Raw genomic sequence first — 21,480 nt, forward strand, 5'->3', positions numbered from 1 at the left:
CGGGCTTAGTGATCCGGTGGTTCCGCATGGAAGGGCCATCGCTCAACGGATAAAAGCTACCCCGGGGATAACAGGCTTATCTCCCCCAAGAGTCCACATCGACGGGGAGGTTTGGCACCTCGATGTCGGCTCATCGCATCCTGGGGCTGTAGTCGGTCCCAAGGGTTGGGCTGTTCGCCCATTAAAGCGGTACGCGAGCTGGGTTCAGAACGTCGTGAGACAGTTCGGTCCCTATCCGTCGTGGGCGCAGGAAATTTGAGAGGAGCTGTCCTTAGTACGAGAGGACCGGGATGGACGCACCGCTGGTGTACCAGTTGTCTTGCCAAAGGCATCGCTGGGTAGCTATGTGCGGACGGGATAAGTGCTGAAAGCATCTAAGCATGAAGCCCCCCTCAAGATGAGATTTCCCATAGCGTCAAGCTAGTAAGATCCCTGAAAGATGATCAGGTTGATAGGTCAGAGGTGGAAGCATGGTGACATGTGGAGCTGACTGATACTAATCGATCGAGGACTTAACCAAATAGAAAAGCGGAGGCGACTGTCCAACTTCGACAGACGTTGGAGGGCCGGCACGGCAAATCCCGATTTTGGATTTGTTGGGACGGACCGAAACGGCCGAGAAGTTAGGAGCCAAAGCTAGACAAGTCATAATGATTATTCGGTTTACTAAAACTTCTTCTGCATTATCTAGTTTTGAGGGAATGAAACCTCAAAAAAATAGTCTGGCAGCAATGGCGAGAAGGTCACACCCGTTCCCATACCGAACACGGAAGTTAAGCTTCTCAGCGCCGATGGTAGTTGGGGCGAAAGCCCCTGTGAGAGTAGGACGTTGCCGGGCTAAGCCCCTTTTGGGGCTATTATTTTGTCTACATTATAGTTGGCCCCTTGGTCAAGCGGTTAAGACACCGCCCTTTCACGGCGGTAACACGGGTTCGAATCCCGTAGGGGTCACCATTTCGGAGGATTAGCTCAGCTGGGAGAGCATCTGCCTTACAAGCAGAGGGTCGGCGGTTCGATCCCGTCATCCTCCACCACTTAAATTAAAGTATGAGCCATTAGCTCAGTTGGTAGAGCAACGAGCAAAGCTTCTATGAAAAGGCTGCGAGTTGTACATGCCGAGCCGCTTCTTGAATATTCTTTCTGAGGCGGGGACATCTGACGTCCACAATCAAAATTTAGGGAATCATCATAGTATGAGCCATTAGCTCAGTTGGTAGAGCATCTGACTTTTAATCAGAGGGTCGAAGGTTCGAGTCCTTCATGGCTCACCATTTAAATATGCGGGTGTGGCGGAATTGGCAGACGCACCAGACTTAGGATCTGGCGCCGCAAGGCGTGGGGGTTCGACTCCCTTCACCCGCACCATCTAATTTTGCGGAAGTAGTTCAGTGGTAGAACACCACCTTGCCAAGGTGGGGGTCGCGGGTTCGAATCCCGTCTTCCGCTCCACTAATGCCGGGGTGGCGGAACTGGCAGACGCACAGGACTTAAAATCCTGCGGTAGGTGACTACCGTACCGGTTCGATTCCGGTCCTCGGCACCATTTCTCTAACGAGAAATAACTCAGCATTTATTATATTTGGCGGTGTAGCTCAGCTGGCTAGAGCGTACGGTTCATACCCGTAAGGTCGGGGGTTCGATCCCCTCCGCCGCTACCAAATTGTCTCATAATCATATTGGTTAATGAACCTTTACTTGGACCTTTAGCTCAGCTGGTTAGAGCAACGAGCAAGGCTTCCTTGAACAAGCTGCGAGTTGTACCCATCGAACTGCTGCTTGAATAAGCTTTCTGAGATGGGGACAGACAGATTTTAACCATATTGGTTAATGAACCTTTACTTGGACCTTTAGCTCAGCTGGTTAGAGCAGACGGCTCATAACCGTCCGGTCGTAGGTTCGAGTCCTACAAGGTCCACCAATAGTTTTATATATAATGGAGGAATACCCAAGTCTGGCTGAAGGGATCGGTCTTGAAAACCGACAGGCGGGTTAAACCGCGCGGGGGTTCGAATCCCTCTTCCTCCGCCATTATAAACACATTTTTATTGTCGCGGGGTGGAGCAACGACCATTGCATCGTTGAATATTCTGCGAGTTGTATCAATCGAGCTGCTGCTTGAATAAGCTTACTGAGATTGATACAGTCATACGTTAGCTTTTAGCATGACGTAATCTTATACTTCTTATTGTCGCGGCGTGGAGCAGTCCGGTAGCTCGTCGGGCTCATAACCCGAAGGTCGCAGGTTCAAATCCTGCCCCCGCAATTCGGTCTGGTAGTTCAGTTGGTTAGAATGCCTGCCTGTCACGCAGGAGGTCGCGGGTTCGAGTCCCGTCCAGACCGCCATTTATGATGGCTCAGTAGCTCAGTCGGTAGAGCAATGGACTGAAAATCCATGTGTCGGCGGAGCGATTCCGTCCTGTGCCACCATTTTGATTCAATTTTGCCGGTATAGCTCAATCGGTAGAGCAACTGAATCGTAATCAGTAGGTTGGGGGTTCAATTCCTCTTGCCGGCACGTTAGGCTGGCGCTTGCATAGTATAGTGGTGGGGTAGCGAAGTGGCTAAACGCGGCGGACTGTAAATCCGCTCCCTCAGGGTTCGGCGGTTCGAATCCGTCCCCCACCACCACTTATATTTTTAAAAAAATTGGACATGCTAATTAGTATCCCATTATTGGGCTATAGCCAAGCGGTAAGGCAACGGACTTTGACTCCGTCATTCGTAGGTTCAAATCCTGCTAGCCCAGTCCTTTTTTTAATTGGCGGCATAGCCAAGTGGTAAGGCCAAGGTCTGCAAAACCTTTATCCACCGGTTCGAATCCGGTTGCCGCCTCCATATCATTTTGCCGGTGTGGCGGAATTGGCAGACGCGCACGACTCAAAATCGTGTTCCTTCTGGAGTGTCGGTTCGACCCCGACCACCGGTATCTTTTGGGCCTATAGCTCAGCTGGTTAGAGCGCACGCCTGATAAGCGTGAGGTCGATGGTTCGAGTCCATTTAGGCCCATCATTTTTGTTCTGACACTTATAGCAAATTAACACACAATAGATAAGCCTAATGTGACGTTAAATGAAATGGTCAATTGATCATTTTGAAATTTAACGCATATGAGGCTTATTTTTTTATGGAGAAATGAAAATAGATTTTTGTCATTGACCAGAAAAAGTTGAAAACTGACCAGAATATCGGTGAAACTGACCAGAAAACTTAATGAACTGACCAGAATAATTGAAATTCCGACCAGAAAATGTGCTTTTTGCATAGGAGATGACCTGATTGCATGATGACGACAAATCTTAACCACTAGAGAACGGTCCCCGTGTTTTTTTTCTGGTAGTATCGTACTATCACCTGCAGGTATTTATTTCCTATCTTTGAATTTTATCCTAGTAAATAGGTATGGACATCTAGTTATCTAGTTGACAGTGATAGATGTAAAAAAGATAATAAGGTCGAAATATTCGGCAAAGAATGGGGAAATAAGTGAAAACCTATCACGCATGAAATTAATGGAGGAGAGATGTCATGAATAAACTGAAAAGCAAATTGGGCTTGGCGCTGGTTTTAGCCGGAACAATTACAGTATCGTCTGCTTTTGCGGCACCTAGTTTCAAAACGGCGGAAGGAACCGACCCGAATCCAGTTATTACTCCTATTAAAACAGATGAACCTACCTCTTATCGAATCAATCAACTAGAAGATATCGCGATGTACTATTACTGGCATGGCGGCGACCTCAAGCAGGCAGAGGAAGAAATTTTTAAAGGCATTACCCTAAAAGGCAAATATGATGTAGTCGAAGCAGCCTATAATGAGGCAGTTAAACTGGACCCTCATAACCTGGATCTTAAATTCTCACTCGCATCCACACAAATTATCCAAAAGAAAATCCCGGAAGCTTTGGCGACTTATCAGCAAATCTTGAATTTGGACCCTGACAATTATAATGCCAATCTGCTATACGGGGTTTATTCCAAAGTGAATGGGGACGAAAAGGCCTACAAAACGGCAATCGCCAATATGAAACGGTTGGACGCCCACAAAACCAACGAATATCTTAAAAAATTCGCCGATACAGAAAACATTATGAAAAGCACTTTAAACACCGAGGTTCCAGCAAATTTACCTCAGAACAACCATGCCATTGTCATTCTCGGTTATGCCCTAGCTGATGATGGAACAATGCGTGAGCCATTGATTGAACGTTTGAAAGCCGGTCTTGCTGCAGCCAACAAATATCCTAACTCCAAAATCATCGTTACCGGCGGTGTACCGAAGCAAGGCAATACAGAATCAAAGTTAATGAAGGAATGGCTGATTTCCAAGGGTGTAGCGGCGGAACGGATTCTGACAGAGGATAAATCGACCGACACGGTTGAAAATGCTCTCTTCACCACAGCCATTCTTGAAAAAGAAGGTCTGAAGGATGTCACGCTGGTGACAAGTGCAAGTCATATGAGACGAGCGCTCACCATCTTTAAAGAAGCCAGCAGTTTTTACGATAAAATGAATGCAAAAGATAGCAACCGGGCATTCACAAATGTGGTTTACCTGGATTACCCATCGATCGAAGAGGCCCAAAAGGTGACCAAGGACGAAATTATGGTGATATACCGTGATCTACTAAGAGCTACTGGTATCTGGCAATACCCAGGTAAACAGCGCTAACCTTTCATTGAAGCTAAACCAATATTTGTTGGTTTAGCTTTTTTATGTGAAGTTTTACTAGGTTTTCGGATCGGTCCTACGTTGCTGTAAAGCTGTAACTCAATGGGACCACCTCCGTTTTCAATGTTATACTATTCTAAAAGGAGTGATTATTTTGGAATTTAATGATGTGCTATTCGGTCATAGATCAATTCGAGAATATGAAGATCGGGAAGTAAGTCAAGAGCTGTTGGATCAAATCCTAGATGCGGGAATTCGTGCCTCTTCCAGCGGCAATATGCAGACATATTCGATTATCGTCACAAAAGACAAAGGGATTAGGGAAAAATTGTACACTGCCCATATGGAGCAATCGATGGTAGTGGATGCCCCTATTCTATTAACCTTTTGTGCCGATTTTAATAGAATGCGAAAGTGGCTGACGCTCAATGATGCCCCCGTGCATTTCGATAACTTCATGAGCTTTATGATTGGGGCCATTGATGCCACATTGGCTGCACAAAACTGTGCATTAGCAGCAGAGAATGCCGGGCTGGGGATTTGCTATATGGGTTCAACGCTTGCCAATTGCGATCAAATTGGCGAGCTGCTCAACTTGCCGCCGAATGTCGTCCCAATTGTCGGTTATTCATTAGGGTATCCTGCAGAAAGCCCAGCACCGCGCGACCGTCTGCCTAGGCATGGACTTGTTCACTATGACCAGTACCATGACTATTCAGATGAAGATATCTTAGAAATCTATAAAGATAGAAATGAAAAGGGCTGGGAACGGTACATGGCCAACCCAAGACTCAAGGAAATGACCGAACGTTTAGGATTGAAAAATCTTGCACAAATTTATACTATAGCCAAGTATACGAAGGAATCTCATATTGAATTTTCGCAGACAGTGCTGAATTACTTGAAGAAGCAGAATTTTATGGAAAATGAGTAATGGAAGAAGCAGAGAACCTGAACCGCTTCCTATGAAAGGAGTTTTTATTTTTGAAAAAAGCAGAAGCAACCATCAAAGCCTTGTTAATTGCAGATGATCCAGACACGTTTGTGACCAGAAGGATTTCCGAAAGTAGCCTTGAATTTGGGGGAATTCTCGGTGACCGTCACTTTGGGATGACAGCCAAGGCGGATTCACGGCAGCCGATGTATCCAAGAGGAACCGAAATCCTGAATCGCCGCCAGATTACGATTGTGTCGGTAGAGGACCTAGAAGGAATTGCCGCGGATTTAGGAGTCGAAACGGTGCTGCCTGAGTGGTTAGGGGCTAATCTGTTGATGAAGGGATTTCCGGGATTAACGAAACTCACCTTAGGGTCACGCATTCTGTTTCCAAGCGGAGCGGGGTTAATTTGCATGGGAGAGAATTTGCCCTGCACATTTCCAGGGGATGAAATCCAGAAGCAGTATCGGGATCATGAAAAACTGTCCACTAGGTTTGTCAAAGCGGGTTATCAGCGGCGAGGCATTGTTTGTGCGGTAGAAAGGCCCGGAGCCATTTACGAAAACGATGAGGTCCAAATTTTAATCAATGATTTTGCCAATCCGATGCAATAACGGGGGAGAAAGCAGATGGGGGATTATCAACAGCTATTCGTGTACATACCTTATTTTGAAAAAGAAGATACGGAATTCTGTAACTGGGATTCTGGGTACCCTGATTATGATGAAAAACTAAGTGAATTTATCAAAACTGCCTATGAAACAGATATATTGCGGAAGGATTACTTGGAATACTTGGATGAGAGGATTATGGATCATAACCTCTCCGCAGCCGCAGCCATTCCCACCGCTGATTTGGAACTCCTAAAAGCGCTCTTCACCTTTTATGTACGGCAAGAGCGCTTTAATGATGGATTGTGGGCAAAGGCTGCGAAAGACAAAGTGTTTTTGGAGATTCTTTACAGATTGAGAGAACTGATGGAGGACCATGGTTGAAAATACAACATACAATTTCCAATGATAAAGATATAAAAGGACGAGTGAACGAGATGGAGAAACCGATGATTGGTGTACTGCCATTGTATGATCGAGAAAAGGATAGTTACTGGATGCTGCCTGGATATATGAAAGGGATTGAAGAAGCTGGAGGCATCCCAATTATGCTGCCGTTAACCACAGACGAGGATACTATCCAAAAATTAGCCGCTGCTTTTGATGGCTTTCTTTTTACAGGAGGCCAGGATATTAATCCGGAATTGTACGGTGAAAAAGATAAGCTATGCGGGGAAATCTGCAGTGAACGGGATCGGATGGAGAGTGCTCTATTTAAGCATGCCGTAGAACTGGATAAACCGTTACTAGGGATTTGCCGCGGTCTCCAGCTATTTAATGTCATGTTAGGTGGAACTTTGTATCAGGATATTCCAACTCAACATAGTGCTAGTGAAATTAAACATACACAAACGCCGCCCTACGCGGAACCCGCTCATGAAGTATACATAGAAAAGGGCACTAAACTTTATCAAATTCTTCAAAAGGATGCACTAAAGGTAAATAGTTTGCATCATCAGGGAATTAAGGACTTAGCAGAGCAGCTAGTGCCTGCAGCAAGGGCTGAGGACGGATTGATAGAAGCAGTTGTGATGCCAAATAAAAAGTTTACTTTAGCTGTTCAATGGCATCCCGAGTTCAACTATAAGGTTGACGATGATCACTTTGCATTGTTTTTAGAGTTTGTGAGAGCGTGTCAGGGATAGTAGTCTATTATTATAAGAATTGTGCAAGGTCAATGGGTTTGACCCACTGACCTTGCTTTTACCATCTTTAAAACGTATAGCGGGAGACTTGTTCATCCCCGATAATAAGTCCGTCTATTTCTTGGAATCCCATTTTTTCGTAGACGCGTTTAGCGTGTTCATTAGTAGGTTCGTAAGATAAAGTGATAGTTTGATGGCGATCTTCTTTCATCTTCCAAATATCGTCGACTACGAGTTGGACCGCCTCTTTTCCATATCCTTTCCCCTGATGCTTATGATCAATCATCATCCGATAAATCCAGTACTCATGATCGTCCTCATCAATTCCAAACAGCGTAAAACCAATCATTTCCTCGTCATGATAAATTCCTTTTGCATGGAAATTTTCAAGAAAATTCAACTGTGCCAATGATACCGCATTGGTTGCCACAAACTTCTTTTGGTCTTCCCGGACACGCAGCGAAATAGCCTTCAGCCAATTGTCCTTTGTAATAGGTTTCAAATGCAACAATCTTCATCTTTCCCTTCAAATGGCAAACATTTTTTCTCAACCGTTAAAAAAATAGTAAACTAACTTTATACCAGAATTGTAAAATTTTATAAGTGGAGATGTCAATGTTGAGGGAACCATGGAAGGACCACGGGGACGGTTCTCATGGTGCTTTTCTCGCATTAGAGGAACCAGTAGAAGCAGGAAATTTGACTATGGATGTCGAATTACTTGTACAAAAACTTTAAAACTTCCTGCTTACTCAGGCAATCAAAAATTTTGCGATAATTCCTTAGAAGTAATTCCTTTAGATTAAAATTCCGTTTACTTATAAAGTGCTTCGAAACTTGAGCAAAACTTCCGATTGCCTATATTAGAACCGTCCCCATGGTTCTGTGATAATAATTTTTCTGTTTTTGCAACTTTTTATAGGGTTGTTTCGTGGATAGGTTGAAGGGGGGAAAGTGGTGGATTTAGATGAGGCGTTTGAAGTATATGTGGATGATCTATATCGATACTTGTTTTCCCTTTCAAAGAATCACCATACGGCGGAGGATTTAGTTCAGGAGACGTTTTACCGGGCGTATCTTCAGCTCTTGGAGGATGACATTAGCCAGATTAAACCTTGGCTGTTTAAAGTGGCTTATCATACTTTTATCGATTTCACTAGAAAGCATAAGCGGATAGTCATTACCGATGAAGTACATAATCGTATTAGTGTGAAAACACCGGAAATGGATCTTTTAGCGAAGGAAGGCTTCGCCACACTCCTGAACGATATTCATTCCTTGAAGGAAACCGAAATGCATGCATTGGTTCTTTGTGACTTGCATCGATTGGGTTTAAAAGAGGCGGCTGAAATTCTTCATTTAAATTTGAATACATTGAAGAGCCATTTATCAAGGGGTAGGAAAAAGGTGATTGAAAGGATCAAGGAAAGGAGGAGGCAGGATGGATAAAAAGAGTAATCAAAATGATGAGGAATTATATCAATCTTTTTTAAATGAATCCATAGAGGATTATGAAGAAAGCCACAAAGTACCGGAGAAAAGTCAAAAAAGTCTACTAAAAGCCGGCAGAAATCATGCCCTAAGGACAAACATTATGATCAGCCTGGCTGTCTTATTACTAATTGTGCCGGTGCTGACATTAAGCAGCTATTTGTACTATGCGATCGGCGGAAAGGCGAACCATCTCATTGAAGTTGCCTCAAAAACGATTTATGTAACGGAACCGAACATGAGTTTAGAAGAGATGGATTTAGAAGAGGATATCGGATTTTTTACAATGAATATTGATTTTGATGTGTTTAAGCGGATTGGCAAAGAGGATTATAAAGCTGGGAAGTACACTGTACGGTTTGCACTGGATCAGCCAAATATTCCGGAGCGGGATATGAAGCTTGAGAGGCCGCTTCCGGTTACGGGGGACATGGAGACAGATATGCTGTATCATCCTGACGGGACGGTTGACGAAAAAGCAGATTCGGACTGGGAGATTCTCGAGCATCTTCCGGATGGAACGGTGGGGGAGGTTTATCTTTCTTTGGATAGATTAATGAAGCCAAAGGACCTTGAAAAACAGCTCGGGAAGAATGTCGAGGTTAGATGGGTAGCCGTTGATACGGGGCTTGAGGCTAAAAGCTTATATGAAGCAGGATATTCGGTGGCGCCAATCGGCTATCCGCTGCAGGTCGATACCACCACCTGGTCACCTTTCAATGGAAGAGAAAAGTTAAATGATGAGGTGTTTTTAGATATTTTAAAGTTCCTGGCCAAGGATGAAAAAACAGCAGAGAAAATCTCGCGGGCAAGGTCTTTAGTTTTGAAAGAAAGAATCCCTTATATCGAGAAACATGGAATCAGAGTATATGGAGCAGTCGTCACCGGACCAACTTCGGAATTAAGAAAACTGAAGGACAATGAAGTAATCCGAGTCATGAAGGTGGGGGAAGTGAAGCTATGGAACTGGAAATAAACAATAAGGACAAAAGAAACCAAAGAATCCTGCCGACCATTTCAGGGTTCCTATCTTTCTTAATCGCTCTCATTGCGCTTGTGGGCGTCAACATTGCCCTATTAATGGATATCCCTGAATTTCCGAAAACATTTCTTGTCGAACTGCCGATTGTTGGGTTTTTCCTGGGGCTGTTTGGATTGATCACCTCCAAAAGATCAAGATTATATGCATTTTGGGGGATAGGCATTAGTTTGTTTATTTTAATCTTTACATTCCTAATGATCGGGCTATCATGGGTGGCGATTAATCCGAAGCCTTAACAGGGACCAGAGGGACGGTTCTCGTGGCGCCTCTCTATTACTAACGGCGCCAGTAGAAGAACGAAATCGCTACGCGATGGCTTTTTAAAACCCCACTCGCACCTAAAAAAGTATAAAAAAAATGAAAAAGTATGTTCTCTGTGGTATTGTTTTATCGCCAAACAAAACAACCAAGGAAGGACATACTTTTTCACTTGAAGATTATATCACGCACTTTCCAAAAAATAAATCTACATATTTTCCCTTTTCCAAACAGGGCTCCTCCTGCCTTCTGATTATTGATCTATTACTTAGCTATTAATCAACATCAGGAGGAAACATCATGAATCAATATGAACAAAAAGTGGAGTTATACTTTGAGCTTAAGGGCACCCCGGATTCCTCAAAAGAATCGTACTGGCGCAGAATGAACGCTTTTCTGAGTTATATGCAGGAACACACTAGACCCATAGAAGAAATGACCTTGGAGGATGTCCAACAATACATCCTTTACCTCAAAAAAGACAAGGGTCTATCCCCAGGAACCATTAATAATTACATTTCTGCGATTAAGTTCTTCTATACCTATGTTTTAGAAAAGGAATGGAATTCTATTAAGGTTCCGAGGATGAAAAGAGCCCAAAGTTTCCCTGTCATCCCACCTAAAGAAGAAGTTCTTTTACTATTAAATTCAACCAATAACTTGAAGCATAAAGCCATTCTTGCATTAATTTACGGCAGTGGACTTCGAGTTAGCGAAGTAGCTAAATTAAAAATTTGCGATATTGATAGTAAGAGTATGCGAGTTCGCGTCCAAAACGCTAAACACAATACCAATCGATATACCATTCTATCCGAGACAGCACTGATAGTGCTGAGGGAATATTTTAAACATTACTTTTCCAAAGATTATACACGGAATGATTGGTTATTTCCAGGTCGAGATAAGTCGGACCCTATTCATGTCAAAACGATAAAAAATACCTTAATTAAGTTAAAAGACAAGCTTCAACTTGATCCGAATATTTCTGCTCATACACTTAGACATTGTTTTTCCACGCATCTTTTAGAAGATGGGGTGGAACCAGTGTTCATCCAACAGATGCTTGGGCATAAGAGTTTGAAAACTACTTTAACGTACCTGCATATGACCTCCAAGAGTGTCATGGGAATCAAGAGCCCCTTAGATACCGGAGGGGATAAGGCATGAGTACAATCCAAGAAATTTTTCGGAAATTCTATCCCATGTATGTAGAAAAGTACAGACCATCAAAAGGGCAAGCCAAGGCAGCTAGGGCAATCATGAACTGCAGAACGGCCACCCTCGGTGGCCATGCCTATGGATGTCATAATTGTGGTCATACTCAAGTAAGTTATAATTCTTGCCGGAATCGGCACTGCCCGTCGTGCCAAGGGGTGACAAAAGAGGTCTGGATTGATAAAAGGAAAAAGGATATCCTTAACGCCCCATATTTTCATGTGGTTTTTACCATGCCGGAACAGCTGCACATGTTAATTTATCATAATCAGAAACTACTTTATGATTTAATGTATAAAGCCGTCTCGGAGACCTTATCGGAACTAGCCCAAGACCCTAAATATTTGGGAGCCCAAATCGGTTTTTTTTCTGTCTTGCATACTTGGGGTCAAAATTTGCATTATCATCCTCACATTCATACCGTGGTATTGGCTGGAGGATTAAACAAACTAAATCGCTGGTGTAACTCCAGTCATAAGTTTTTCATCCCTGTAAAAGTGTTATCTAAGAAATTCCGTGGGAAGTATCTATACTTTTTAAAGCAATATTATGAACAGAACCGACTCCAGTTTTATAACGAGGCAAAGAGTTACGAAGATCCAAAACAATTTCAGCGGTTAATAGACAAATGTTATTCAATAAACTGGTATAGCTATACGAAAAGAACCTTCTCAGGTCCATTGGCAGTGGTGCAATATCTTGGCCGTTATACTCATCGAATCGCGATCTCCAATCAACGAATTATTTCAATTGGTAAAGATACTGTCACCTTTCGGGCAAAAAATTATCGGGACAATAGTCGGAAAAACACTATTACGATGAGAGGTGTGGAATTTATTCGCCGATTTCTCATGCATATTCTCCCGAAGGGATTAGTGAAAATCAGGCATTACGGAATACTGGCCAACCGGAATAAGAAAACCAAACTAAGAATCTGCAGGATTTTAACCCAAAGCCGAGTCTACAAACCAGCTTTTGAAGGACTTAGTACCATTGAAATAGTTTCTAAACTTATTGGGAAAGACATCACTTTATGTCCTTCCTGTAAAAAAGCACACCTGGTGGCTGCCGTATCAGACGGGCTGCCTTAAGCAGAAAAAACTGAATACCATTTTAAAAAGCCTCTTCAGTGGGGAGGGGGAAAGTTTACCCAAAAACAATGAAAATCAAAGAGGAACGCTGGTAGCAGATTCAAAATAGAAGAAAAAACAAAAATTAATAGGGTAAGAAAAAGATTGAATCCCCATAGAGAAGGGGGCCGCGACTTCATTCTTCTCGGGCAATCAAAAATTTTGCGCAAATGGACGCGTTTCATTAGAAAGCACTAAGGCACAGCTAGTTCAGTTCACTAGCTGTGCCTTTTTACGCGCAAAACTTCCGATTGTCCCCTATAAGAACCGTCCCCGTGGTTTCGGCGAAGAGCCCCAGTAGAACCGTCCCCATGTTTCCCATGGTTCCCCCATTATCTAGTCGACACGATGGATTGTCTTTTATATAGTAAGGAACCAATGATAAAGGCGATTCCGCCCCAAAGGAGCATGTTTCCGAATCCATACCAGTATGGGGTGGACAGAATGGAGGTATTATAGACCATGCTGTCTCTTAGGCCGTCTGCAAAGTAGGTGAGCGGGAGGATGTTGGATACAGGCTGCAGCCATTCTGGCATGGTTTCCACTGGAAAGAAAATGCCGCTGACAAACATCATCAGGAAGCTGACGATGTTGGCAACGCCCATGTAGGCCTCATTCGTATTGCTAAATGAAGAAATGAAATAGCCAATTCCATTGAAGGCGAGTGCTCCAATTAAGAAGACCAACAGTAAACTAGGAAAATTAATGAACAAATTGGCACCGAATACGAATACGCCAATTAACGATAATAGTATGATTTGAATGGTGCTGAATAACAAACGCATCACCATATCACTAAGCCCAAAGATGCCCATCTTTGCAGGCGTCATCCGCAGCCTTTTGATTAATCCTTTTCTGCGCATATCCACTAAGTCAACCATTCCGAATAAGCCACCTTGGGCAATAGACAAGGCAATCATCCCCGTTAAGAGAAAATCCGTATACTCCAACTCAGAACTGCCCGAAGAAACAGTTTCAAATTGCTGCTGGAAGGTTGGGGCTGCGCCAACCGCCTGCAGGTTTGCCTGCTGAATGAATTGATTTAGGACACCAGCAACGACTTGGGTGGATACACTTTGTTCATTTTCTTTGTTGACGATTAGCTTAATCGCTGTTTCCTGTGCAGTTTCCGGCAATATGATGGCGGCATCGACTTCCTTCTCTTTTACTAAATCCTTCGCCTTTTTTTCACTAACAGGGTCGCCAACTTCAATAATAGGAATCTGCTGCAATTGCTGGGCCATCATAGTGGAAGTCTCATTCACAGATTCATTCACAATCGCAACCTTCGTGCTAAAATCATCATTTGAACGGCCGCCGAATATCGTCATAAAGATAACCATTAATATGACTGGAAAAAAGATTCCCCAAAACCACGCTTGTTTTTCCCGAAGTGTTAATTTCAGTTGAGCAAGGAACATTTGCTTAAATTGCTTGAGGTTATTCAACTTAATCCCTCCACTCTTTGCCGGTATAAGCGATAAAAACATCTTCCAGGCTCATTTCCCGGATCGAAACTTGTTCGACTTGATAAACCTTTTCCTTGGTAAATTTAAAAAGGTCAAACAATAAATCCTCTGGTTTAGCGGCCCATAGTTTAAGTGCGGTGCCTTCCCGTTCTGTCCGAGTAACGGAATCAAGTGCCTTTGCAAAAATCTCGGCATCATGCGCGGCTATTTCTCCATCCAGGAAGGATAAGCGGACCTCTCGTTCATTTGTTAATTTTTCAATTAAGGCCGAAGGAGAATCCAGGGTGACAACCAATCCCTGATCGACGATGCATACCCGGTCACTTAGTTTTTCCGCTTCTTCCATATAATGAGTGGTCAGAATCGTCGTTTTCCCTAAATTCTTAAGCTCAAGAATAATCTCCCAAACATTGCGCCGGGCCTGAGGATCAAGTCCGGTTGTCGGCTCATCGAGAAACACGATGTCTGGGTCACTTATCATCGCCAGACCGATGGCAAGCCGCTGCCGCTGGCCGCCGGATAATTTCTTCACTTGATTCTTTCTATGCTCGGTCAAATTGACCAATTGGAGAATTTCTTCAGTAGGCCGTGCTTTTTCATAAAAGGTGGCAAATAGATTCAAATTTTCTTCAGGGGTTAATAAATCAAACATGGCACTGGATTGCGGCTGGACGCCAATTTTCCGTTTAATCGTAATGGCGTGCTTCTTCCAGCTGTATTCACCAAACTGTATTTCGCCATGATCCGGTGGAACTAAACCTTCAATCATCTCAAGCGTTGTCGTTTTTCCTGCCCCATTTGGCCCGATGATGGTAAAAATCTCCCCCTCTTTTACAGAAAAACTAATATCCTTTACAGCCTGAATCGAACCGAACGATTTCTTTAAATTCCGGACCTCTAAAATATTCATCACCACATCACCTTTCCTTGGAAACAACCATTTTGCAGCAAAAGTCCCAAGTTATATCTATGATGTGAAATATGAAAAAAGAAGTGAACCAAGGGGACGGTTCTCATGGCGCTTTTTTAGTACGAACGAAGAACCAGTAGAACCGTCCCCGTGGTTCTTATTTGTCTTTGTTTTAGCAGGTAAATTATTTGAAGCAAATAATTTGCTGCGTTTATAATTAGATGTCTTTAACAAAACTAAACAATAGTATTAAGGAAATATAAAGGGGGATAGAGAGTTAATGGAATTCTGGGAATCTAGTTTTATAGAAAAACAAACAATGTGGGGATTTGAACCGACAGACTCCGCCATCTTAACAAAGAACTTTTTTCTTGAAAAAAATGTGAAGGACATTCTAATACCGGGTATAGGATATGGACGGAATGCAAAGGTATTTATGGACAATGGAATCCATGTTACCGGCATTGAGATTTCACAAACAGCGATAGATTTGGCGAGGGAAAATGGGCTCGATATTCCTATTTACCACGGTCCCGTCTCTGACATGCCGTTTGACGATAAACGCTATGACGGGATCTTTTCCCATGCACTGCTTCACTTATTGAATCATCGTGAGCGAGAGAAATTTATTAACGATTGCTATCAACAGTTAAAGCCAAATGGATACATGATTTTAACAACCGTTTCAAAAAAGGCTCCCATGTATGGGAAGGGTAAACAATTGGAACAGGACTATTTCGAGACACCGGATGGCATCGGAATGTACTTTTATGATTCTGACTCCATTAAACGGGACTTTGGGAATTATGGATTGATCGAGATATCAGAAATCGATGAGCCAAATAAGAGCATGAAAAATAAGCCTTCCATCAATTTTCTCATGATAAAATGCAAGAAAGAACAATAGTCCAGTTCAGAATGAGACTGGGCTATTGTTCTTTCTGACGTTACTACTTTATGCCTTAACGATTTGTTTTTTAATAGGAATGTAGATGTCCATTTCTTTGTTCTCTGAACCGTGGCATCTTTCATCATACAATTCAAATTCAATGGAGCCATAATGTTCATACCCTGATTGTGGAAACCAATCCGTAAAAATATAATTCCATGTGGACTGGATAGAAGAGGTAAACGATTCTTCATTTGACTTTGGCGTCGTGAACACTGCATATTCCAGCTCAGGGAAACTTCTGTAAACCATTCCCTCTGGTGCTGGCGTTCCCTCGTTCACTTCCATTCCGATTAAATAAACGAACTCACCGGTTTCAGGATTAAAATCAGTACAAATCCCGAGTTCCACATTTTGCTGAATCGGATCTGGAATGTTGCAGCCTAATCCATTTCTCATGTACTGCTGCCAAAATTCAGGAATGTCTTTATTATTCTGACCATCTTCATTCTTCGTTTTTAGCTCATAGCCAATGAGGTGAAAAGCAGGTTTCGTCACTAATTTTGGTTCCATCCCATGTCCTCCTGGTAAGAAAATTGGTTTCAGGTCGGCTTTTCCACGCAAGGGTCCAGATATTCTTTTTGCACGACGGTATTGCTTTGGCGATACACCATATACCTTTTTGAACGCTCGGTTGAAAGATTCTACGTATTGAAAACCAGCATCAATCGCAATCGTGATCATCTTTTCATCTGAATAGTATAAGCGTCCTGCTGCATAGGTCAGCCTTCGCTTTCTGACATACTCCATCACCGATTCTCCCACCATGGTTTGGAAGACACGATGATAATGAAATGGAGAAAAGCAAGCAACTTCAGCTAATTCCTCTAGCGTGATTTGTTCCTGCAGGTTTTCTTCAATGTAATCAAGCGTTCGCTGGATACAAACGAAATAATCCAAACCCTTTCACCTACCCTACAACCACTATAACAGCAAACAGGTATTCGTTCTTAACATTTTTTGCTAAAAACTGCGAATTTCATAAAACCTTTTAAAAGAATGAATCAAGATTTTCAACGTATATGTATTAGGAAGAACTTTTGTGACGTGAGAGGAGGTTTCAATTTGTGGAATCATTCTGGCAGTCAAAATGGTCCTTTCAATATTTATAGTTATTATATAGGATACAATCCGCCAACTTCAGTGAATCCCTATCCGAAGTTTCTAAGGATTCACAACAAAGCGTTCTTAAGTCCGTTTACATTTGTTGTGGGGGATGTAACCATTGGGGGTCATACCTATGTCGGCCCATTCGTCAGTATCCGGGCCGATGAAGGAACTGCCAGTTACAAACTGTGTTTGTTCATGTTTGAAGGACATATTCAGGTCGTGACAGGCCTTTTTTTATGTTCCAAACACAAACATAAACACTTTCTTAGTGAAATATAGATAGGAAGGAGTGCGTCTTTTGTAATATTCAGAAGGGGAGTGAGACCTATTGTACTTCAGTAAAAAGACCATTACCGTTTTGTTAAGTGTGATCGTTCTTATTTTCTCAGGCTTTGGTGTTTATGCAGCTGCGCAGCAGGATGATGACAATCAAATTCTATATGCCTGCGCGAAAGACAACGGACAAATTCGTTTGGTTGACAAAGACACAACATGTGCTCCTAATGAAAAATTGATTTCATGGAACGTAGAGGGGCAACCGGGGGAACAAGGACCGGCAGGGAAAGATGGGGCTGACGGCAAAGATGGGGCTGTAGGGCCACAGGGACCTCCAGGAGTTTCACTGCCAGCAGGTGACGGAAGTCCTGTTCTTAATTATGATGTTTATATGAAATTGGGCAATATTAAAGGGGAGTCAACAGCTGAACCATATAAAGATTGGATTGTACTAACTGGATTAGAATTTGATGCTACTCAAGTGCTAGGTACAGGAGGAGGCGGGGCAGGAAGTACAGGGAAGCCAACGCTCAATGAGTTTGTAGTCAAGAAAAGCTACGATGCTTCGTCTATTCCTATATTTCAGGATTTGCTGACCGGAAGACATAGTGCTGATTGCAAAATCGTATTCGTATCACGCGGCGAATCCCCAACTCCTATTCTCACAATTGAGTTACTCGATGTCCTAATCTCAAATTATAACTATGACAATATGTTTGAAACAATTGACCTTAATTTTGCTAGGATTAAGTCGACCTACTCTGGTGTAAATCCTCCGATTACCGGGGACTTTGATTTCAAACAAGGTAAATAGTTTTATGGGAACAGTCCCCCGCTGCTTTAAAGCTTTACTTAGGGGGGACTAACCCATTCATTCGTGTTTCTCTTTACATTAAATATTCTCCTGTTTCAAGCCATCAATAATGTTCTCTTTTCTTATTTTTGAAATCGAATACAGCATCGCGGACCCGACGATTAAGAAAATGACGACAATCACGAATAGGATGCTCATCCACGGCAGGCTAAACCCATATTCAAAGGTGTTGCCGAGGGATCGATGAATCCCAAACATGACAAGCATACTTAGAGGCAGTCCATAGGACAAGGCCTTCACCCCATAAAAGATACTCTCGTAATTGATCATTTTGTTAAAACCTTTCGGGGTCATGCCAACGGAACGCAGCATCGCAAATTCACGTTTCCGAAGCGAAATGCTCGTTGAGATGGTATTGAAGATATTTGCTATTGAGATCAAGGAAATCAGGGTGATAAACCCATAGGTAAACACCGACATGAGCATAATCATCTGCCCGTCTTGTTGGCGCCGCTGATACACATTGTATACATGGATGCTTGAATCATCCATATCTTCTATAGCCTCCTGCGCAGCCATCGGGTCAGAACTATTTAAGTATACATAAGGATTCACTAGCTCAGGGTCGATACCTAATTGCTCAATAGTTGTTTCAGGAACGATTAGATTAACCCCGCCTAGTGAAGTTGTATGGACGCCCATTGGAACTTTGGCGGTAAGGGCACCGATTGCAACACTGCCCACAAACTCCCGTTTTGGTTGTTCTTCTTCACCATTCCCATCACTCATGGCCAATAAGTCAATCTTACTACCCACTTTTGACTGGATCGCTTTTGTTTCGATAAATTTTCCGGTCTCAGGATCCTGATAGGAAATTTGGTTGATCATAATCGCGGTTGGCGTGTCTTGTTGAGTGAAATCTGCAGGATTCACATCGATACTTTCCGCATATTCATTGAAACTTTCTTGATCTAAACCATTTATGACAACATAATAAGGAAACTTTCCATCCTCAAGAGCTGCCTTGTTCTCTTGAATCTGCTTTTTCAACAGTGCTGGAAGGTCTTCCGTTTTAATAAGTGCCTCAATTTGCGTTTCCTCCATAATGGTGGATTTCGTCACGTAATCGAGCTTCGTAAACTGAGCTAACTCTTCCTTCCCTAATTCGCTGCTGGTAATTTGAATATCGTACTGGACCTCGCCCCGCGACATCTCCACTGATTTTTTCAAGTTGTCAGTAAAATAACTTACCGATAAAAATAGGACAATACTAATCACCAAGGAAAATACGGTGGCTAAGTAGCGCTTTCTATTTCGTTTGACGTTTTTCAACCCAATCTCGGCTTCAAGCCCAAAGATTTTTCGGACAAGCTTTGAGGTTTTCACATTTTTCCCTGATAGCTTAATATCCTGTGTTTGACGGATGGCATCAATCGCTGAAATCTTGGAGGCTTTTTGCGCAGGGATATAGGTTGAAATAAAGATCGTTAGAATCGAAATGCCGCAGGCAATAAGGATCGAAGCAGGTGTGACCACTAATTCCAGCTTTTCAGAAACATTGAGTGCATCCTGGATAAACGTATTAATAAATACAAAAGTGACTCCAATTCCCCCGAGACCGGCAAGAATCCCAATTGGAATACTGATGGCGCCAATCACGGCTCCTTCAAAAAAGACCGAATTCCGTTTTTGCTTTTTCGTGGCTCCAACACTCGAAAGCATGCCTAAATGTCTGGCCCGCTCGGAAACACTAATACCGAACGCATTATAAATCAAGGCTACAGAGCCAATAATAATTACGCCCATAATGATGGATGATAGTGACAATAGAGTCATCCGCAATGAATCATTATCCGTGACTCCATAGTAGCGGAGCAATTCACTATTAAAATTCACTTTTTGTATTCCCTGCTTTTTGGCCAAATTTTTTGCATGGTCAAAAAGGGAACCTTTTACTTTCATCAACACGACATAAGCATCAATAGACTGATTTTTACTAAATGACGTTTCGTCCACATAGCCAATAACCGTGTAACCTGGTGCCCAAGCAGGTTCCCAAGAAGGGCGTTCAATCGTCCCAACAATCGTTACATCTTTGGTTTCGGTGAGTTTCAGTTCTTCGTATAACTCGTCTTGATCCCGTTGGAGGGAGTCATTTTGCGTTAACGGCTTTCCGCTCACTTTCTGCCATCGTTGTCCAATATCGACCGTGAGTTTGTCGCCGACTTTGTAATCTACCTTGGCATTACTTCTGATGGATTCAGAAATCGCCACTTCATTTTCTTGCTGAGGAAGTCTCCCTGTGCTGACCTTTATCGGGAATTGCTCCAGGCCGGTCTTATTAAAGTTTTGAAAAAATAAATACGGCTTATATTCATTGTGTGATTCTTCTAGGGCTGCATAGCCGGTGTTAGAAAGGACAATGGTTTTGGTGTCACTGTCTTTTTCAATGGCTTTTAGTTGGTCTAACGTGACATCCTTATATTGAACGTGCCATTCGCCATTTTTGGCAATATCCTGGCGAATCATCAAATCTAAAAAGGAAACCCCAAGTGTTGCTACTGCGGTAATCATCGCCACTGATATGATGACGCCGATGATGGTCACGAGGGAGCGGCGTTTGTTCTCCTTTAAGTGCCTGATGGTCACTTTGTTGATAATATTCATTACCGGATCACCTCGTCCTTGGCAACCTTGCCATCCTCAATCGAAATGATTCGGTCAGCTTGAAGGGCGATGCGCTCATCATGGGTGATCACAATCAAGGTTTGATTGTAGGTTTTGTTGAACATTTTGAGCAACTCCATGATTTCTTCGCTATTTTTACTATCGAGATTCCCTGTCGGTTCGTCAGCGAGCATAATTGCTGGATTGCTGATGAGCGCCCGTCCAATCGAGACCCGCTGCTGCTGACCGCCTGAAAGCTGATTGGGCAAGTGGGAGAGCCGTTCGTTCAATCCTAAAATAGTAACAATCTTGTTAAACTGGTCAGCATCCAGTTTTTGTTCATCTAACAGCATCGGCAGCGTCATATTTTCCTCAACGGTTAGGATTGGGATCAGATTATAAAATTGATAGATCAAACCAATCTGCCGCCGTCTAAAAATCGCCAGCTGTGTTTCATTTAAGTCATAAATATCCGTCTGATCAATGAGCACCTTTCCGCTGCTCGGCCGGTCGACTCCGCCAAGCAAATGAAGCAGCGTCGATTTCCCCGAACCAGACGGGCCGATAATGCAAACAAACTCGCCTTTTTTCACCGAAAAGGACACATCATCGAGCGCTTTAACGGCTGTTTCACCTTTGCCATACACCTTTGACAAATTCTTAACTTCTACTATATTCATGAAAAAACCTCCATAACGTTCATCTTCTGAGGTTAGTATATCGGGTCAGTATGACTTTAAAGTGACTTTTAAGTGACAATTTATTCACTTTGGGAGGGGAGGGGGGCC

At 42.9% G+C, this 21,480-nt stretch carries 20 protein-coding genes, 18 tRNA genes and 2 rRNA genes (1 of these 40 only partly in view); 34 read left to right on the top strand and 6 right to left on the bottom strand.

Translation table 11 applies throughout. From position 1 onward, the window contains the following. The 25 genes from ACZ43M_RS03150 to ACZ43M_RS03270 all read left to right on the top strand — a co-directional run. Positions 1–520 (top strand): 23S ribosomal RNA (locus ACZ43M_RS03150); it begins 2,416 nt to the left of the window's first position. A gap of 201 nt (positions 521–721) precedes the next feature. After that, positions 722–838: ribosomal RNA gene (gene rrf / locus ACZ43M_RS03155) — 5S ribosomal RNA — on the top strand. A gap of 41 nt (positions 839–879) precedes the next feature. After that, positions 880–954, top strand: a tRNA-Glu gene (locus tag ACZ43M_RS03160). Between the two features lie 4 nt (positions 955–958). Continuing rightward, positions 959–1,034: transfer RNA gene (locus ACZ43M_RS03165), tRNA-Val, on the top strand. A 161-nt stretch (positions 1,035–1,195) separates the two neighbouring features. After that, positions 1,196–1,271 (top strand) — tRNA-Lys (locus ACZ43M_RS03170). A 9-nt stretch (positions 1,272–1,280) separates the two neighbouring features. After that, a tRNA-Leu gene (locus ACZ43M_RS03175) sits at positions 1,281–1,365 on the top strand. Positions 1,366–1,374: 9 nt separating this feature from the next. After that, positions 1,375–1,449: transfer RNA gene (locus ACZ43M_RS03180), tRNA-Gly, on the top strand. Between the two features lie 5 nt (positions 1,450–1,454). Then, positions 1,455–1,543 (top strand) — tRNA-Leu (locus ACZ43M_RS03185). A 38-nt stretch (positions 1,544–1,581) separates the two neighbouring features. Further along, positions 1,582–1,658, top strand: a tRNA-Met gene (locus ACZ43M_RS03190). A 183-nt stretch (positions 1,659–1,841) separates the two neighbouring features. Continuing rightward, a tRNA-Ile gene (locus ACZ43M_RS03195) sits at positions 1,842–1,918 on the top strand. A gap of 17 nt (positions 1,919–1,935) precedes the next feature. Then, positions 1,936–2,028 (top strand) — tRNA-Ser (locus tag ACZ43M_RS03200). Positions 2,029–2,189: 161 nt separating this feature from the next. Then, positions 2,190–2,263 (top strand) — tRNA-Met (locus ACZ43M_RS03205). A gap of 3 nt (positions 2,264–2,266) precedes the next feature. Continuing rightward, a tRNA-Asp gene (locus tag ACZ43M_RS03210) sits at positions 2,267–2,343 on the top strand. An 8-nt stretch (positions 2,344–2,351) separates the two neighbouring features. Further along, positions 2,352–2,427, top strand: a tRNA-Phe gene (locus ACZ43M_RS03215). A 15-nt stretch (positions 2,428–2,442) separates the two neighbouring features. Then, positions 2,443–2,515, top strand: a tRNA-Thr gene (locus ACZ43M_RS03220). A gap of 28 nt (positions 2,516–2,543) precedes the next feature. Next, positions 2,544–2,628 (top strand) — tRNA-Tyr (locus ACZ43M_RS03225). A 46-nt stretch (positions 2,629–2,674) separates the two neighbouring features. Next, positions 2,675–2,746: transfer RNA gene (locus ACZ43M_RS03230), tRNA-Gln, on the top strand. 14 nt (positions 2,747–2,760) lie between these two features. Then, positions 2,761–2,835, top strand: a tRNA-Cys gene (locus ACZ43M_RS03235). Positions 2,836–2,844: 9 nt separating this feature from the next. After that, positions 2,845–2,926, top strand: a tRNA-Leu gene (locus ACZ43M_RS03240). A gap of 6 nt (positions 2,927–2,932) precedes the next feature. Beyond that, positions 2,933–3,006: transfer RNA gene (locus tag ACZ43M_RS03245), tRNA-Ile, on the top strand. Between the two features lie 519 nt (positions 3,007–3,525). Continuing rightward, the gene (locus ACZ43M_RS03250; protein ID WP_464506030.1) at positions 3,526–4,668 is read left to right on the top strand and encodes an ElyC/SanA/YdcF family protein; all 1,143 of its coding nucleotides are present in this window, start codon (positions 3,526–3,528) and stop codon (positions 4,666–4,668) included. Positions 4,669–4,813: 145 nt separating this feature from the next. After that, positions 4,814–5,602: a nitroreductase family protein gene (locus tag ACZ43M_RS03255; protein WP_464506031.1), complete on the top strand. Its 789-nt coding sequence runs from the start codon at positions 4,814–4,816 to the stop codon at positions 5,600–5,602. Positions 5,603–5,652: 50 nt separating this feature from the next. After that, positions 5,653–6,219, top strand: coding sequence for an MOSC domain-containing protein (locus tag ACZ43M_RS03260; RefSeq protein ID WP_464506032.1), 567 nt, complete (start codon positions 5,653–5,655; stop codon positions 6,217–6,219). Positions 6,220–6,234: 15 nt separating this feature from the next. Continuing rightward, positions 6,235–6,600 (top strand): DUF6508 domain-containing protein, encoded by a 366-nt coding sequence (locus tag ACZ43M_RS03265; protein ID WP_464506033.1) that lies wholly within the window; start codon positions 6,235–6,237, stop codon positions 6,598–6,600. Then, the gene (locus tag ACZ43M_RS03270; protein ID WP_464506034.1) at positions 6,597–7,361 is read left to right on the top strand and encodes a gamma-glutamyl-gamma-aminobutyrate hydrolase family protein; all 765 of its coding nucleotides are present in this window, start codon (positions 6,597–6,599) and stop codon (positions 7,359–7,361) included. Before ACZ43M_RS03265 ends, ACZ43M_RS03270 begins: the two co-directional genes overlap by 4 nt. 67 nt (positions 7,362–7,428) lie before the next feature. On the opposite strand, the gene ACZ43M_RS03275 is transcribed toward ACZ43M_RS03270, so the two are convergent. Continuing rightward, positions 7,429–7,869: a GNAT family N-acetyltransferase gene (locus tag ACZ43M_RS03275; protein ID WP_464506035.1), complete on the bottom strand. Its 441-nt coding sequence runs from the start codon at positions 7,867–7,869 to the stop codon at positions 7,429–7,431. Between the two features lie 107 nt (positions 7,870–7,976). Here ACZ43M_RS03275 and ACZ43M_RS03280 point away from each other — a divergent pair, with 107 nt between their 5' ends. The 6 genes from ACZ43M_RS03280 to ACZ43M_RS03305 all read left to right on the top strand — a co-directional run bounded on the left by ACZ43M_RS03280 (position 7,977) and on the right by ACZ43M_RS03305 (position 12,458). Beyond that, a complete protein-coding gene (locus ACZ43M_RS03280; RefSeq protein WP_464506036.1) occupies positions 7,977–8,099 on the top strand; it encodes a hypothetical protein in 123 nt (40 codons plus the stop codon). 219 nt (positions 8,100–8,318) lie between these two features. Then, complete coding sequence (locus ACZ43M_RS03285) at positions 8,319–8,810, top strand: sigma-70 family RNA polymerase sigma factor (protein ID WP_464506037.1); 492 nt, start codon at positions 8,319–8,321, stop codon at positions 8,808–8,810. Continuing rightward, entirely contained in the window at positions 8,803–9,828 is a 1,026-nt protein-coding gene (locus ACZ43M_RS03290) for an anti-sigma factor (protein ID WP_464506038.1), read from the top strand. The genes ACZ43M_RS03285 and ACZ43M_RS03290 overlap by 8 nt, the downstream gene beginning before the upstream one ends. Next, a complete protein-coding gene (locus ACZ43M_RS03295) occupies positions 9,813–10,130 on the top strand; it encodes a hypothetical protein (RefSeq protein ID WP_464506039.1) in 318 nt (105 codons plus the stop codon). The genes ACZ43M_RS03290 and ACZ43M_RS03295 overlap by 16 nt, the downstream gene beginning before the upstream one ends. Before the next feature lie 322 nt (positions 10,131–10,452). After that, the gene (locus ACZ43M_RS03300) at positions 10,453–11,319 is read left to right on the top strand and encodes a tyrosine-type recombinase/integrase (RefSeq protein WP_464503641.1); all 867 of its coding nucleotides are present in this window, start codon (positions 10,453–10,455) and stop codon (positions 11,317–11,319) included. Further along, positions 11,316–12,458, top strand: a complete 1,143-nt coding sequence (locus ACZ43M_RS03305) for an IS91 family transposase (protein WP_464503642.1) — start codon at positions 11,316–11,318, stop codon at positions 12,456–12,458. The genes ACZ43M_RS03300 and ACZ43M_RS03305 overlap by 4 nt, the downstream gene beginning before the upstream one ends. A gap of 371 nt (positions 12,459–12,829) precedes the next feature. Here ACZ43M_RS03305 and ACZ43M_RS03310 read toward each other — a convergent pair whose 3' ends face one another. Beyond that, positions 12,830–13,945: an ABC transporter permease gene (locus tag ACZ43M_RS03310; protein ID WP_464506040.1), complete on the bottom strand. Its 1,116-nt coding sequence runs from the start codon at positions 13,943–13,945 to the stop codon at positions 12,830–12,832. Position 13,946: 1 nt separating this feature from the next. After that, a complete protein-coding gene (locus ACZ43M_RS03315) occupies positions 13,947–14,876 on the bottom strand; it encodes an ABC transporter ATP-binding protein (protein ID WP_464506041.1) in 930 nt (309 codons plus the stop codon). Positions 14,877–15,156: 280 nt separating this feature from the next. On the opposite strand from ACZ43M_RS03315, the gene ACZ43M_RS03320 reads away from it, so the two are divergent. Then, entirely contained in the window at positions 15,157–15,783 is a 627-nt protein-coding gene (locus ACZ43M_RS03320; RefSeq protein WP_464506042.1) for a class I SAM-dependent methyltransferase, read from the top strand. 48 nt (positions 15,784–15,831) lie between these two features. Here the strand turns inward: ACZ43M_RS03320 and ACZ43M_RS03325 are convergent, their stop codons facing one another. Continuing rightward, a complete protein-coding gene (locus ACZ43M_RS03325; RefSeq protein WP_464506043.1) occupies positions 15,832–16,725 on the bottom strand; it encodes an AraC family transcriptional regulator in 894 nt (297 codons plus the stop codon). A gap of 165 nt (positions 16,726–16,890) precedes the next feature. On the opposite strand from ACZ43M_RS03325, the gene ACZ43M_RS03330 reads away from it, so the two are divergent. Then, on the top strand, positions 16,891–17,214 hold the full coding sequence (locus ACZ43M_RS03330; protein ID WP_464506044.1) for a hypothetical protein: 324 nt from the start codon (positions 16,891–16,893) through the stop codon (positions 17,212–17,214). Between the two features lie 49 nt (positions 17,215–17,263). Beyond that, a complete protein-coding gene (locus ACZ43M_RS03335) occupies positions 17,264–18,025 on the top strand; it encodes a type VI secretion system tube protein Hcp (protein ID WP_464506046.1) in 762 nt (253 codons plus the stop codon). Between the two features lie 78 nt (positions 18,026–18,103). On the opposite strand, the gene ACZ43M_RS03340 is transcribed toward ACZ43M_RS03335, so the two are convergent. Together ACZ43M_RS03340 and ACZ43M_RS03345 are read right to left on the bottom strand one after the other, a co-directional pair. After that, positions 18,104–20,692, bottom strand: coding sequence for an FtsX-like permease family protein (locus ACZ43M_RS03340; RefSeq protein WP_464506047.1), 2,589 nt, complete (start codon positions 20,690–20,692; stop codon positions 18,104–18,106). Continuing rightward, the gene (locus tag ACZ43M_RS03345) at positions 20,692–21,372 is read right to left on the bottom strand and encodes an ABC transporter ATP-binding protein (protein ID WP_464506048.1); all 681 of its coding nucleotides are present in this window, start codon (positions 21,370–21,372) and stop codon (positions 20,692–20,694) included. Before ACZ43M_RS03345 ends, ACZ43M_RS03340 begins: the two co-directional genes overlap by 1 nt. Positions 21,373–21,480 lie beyond the last annotated feature (108 nt).

The organism is Neobacillus sp. B24, assembly GCF_055381825.1.

Excerpts from the sequence above, each read along its gene's own strand:
- ACZ43M_RS03280 (WP_464506036.1), top strand. The coding sequence starts at position 7,977 with ATGTTGAGGGAACCATGGAAGGACCACGGGGACGGTTCTCATGGTGCT.
- ACZ43M_RS03345 (WP_464506048.1), bottom strand. The coding sequence starts at position 21,372 with ATGAATATAGTAGAAGTTAAGAATTTGTCAAAGGTGTATGGCAAAGGT.
- ACZ43M_RS03250 (WP_464506030.1), top strand. The coding sequence starts at position 3,526 with ATGAATAAACTGAAAAGCAAATTGGGCTTGGCGCTGGTTTTAGCCGGA.
- ACZ43M_RS03290 (WP_464506038.1), top strand. The coding sequence starts at position 8,803 with ATGGATAAAAAGAGTAATCAAAATGATGAGGAATTATATCAATCTTTT.
- ACZ43M_RS03320 (WP_464506042.1), top strand. The coding sequence starts at position 15,157 with ATGGAATTCTGGGAATCTAGTTTTATAGAAAAACAAACAATGTGGGGA.
- ACZ43M_RS03265 (WP_464506033.1), top strand. The coding sequence starts at position 6,235 with ATGGGGGATTATCAACAGCTATTCGTGTACATACCTTATTTTGAAAAA.
- ACZ43M_RS03300 (WP_464503641.1), top strand. The coding sequence starts at position 10,453 with ATGAATCAATATGAACAAAAAGTGGAGTTATACTTTGAGCTTAAGGGC.
- ACZ43M_RS03315 (WP_464506041.1), bottom strand. The coding sequence starts at position 14,876 with ATGAATATTTTAGAGGTCCGGAATTTAAAGAAATCGTTCGGTTCGATT.
- ACZ43M_RS03305 (WP_464503642.1), top strand. The coding sequence starts at position 11,316 with ATGAGTACAATCCAAGAAATTTTTCGGAAATTCTATCCCATGTATGTA.
- ACZ43M_RS03295 (WP_464506039.1), top strand. The coding sequence starts at position 9,813 with ATGGAACTGGAAATAAACAATAAGGACAAAAGAAACCAAAGAATCCTG.
- ACZ43M_RS03340 (WP_464506047.1), bottom strand. The coding sequence starts at position 20,692 with ATGAATATTATCAACAAAGTGACCATCAGGCACTTAAAGGAGAACAAA.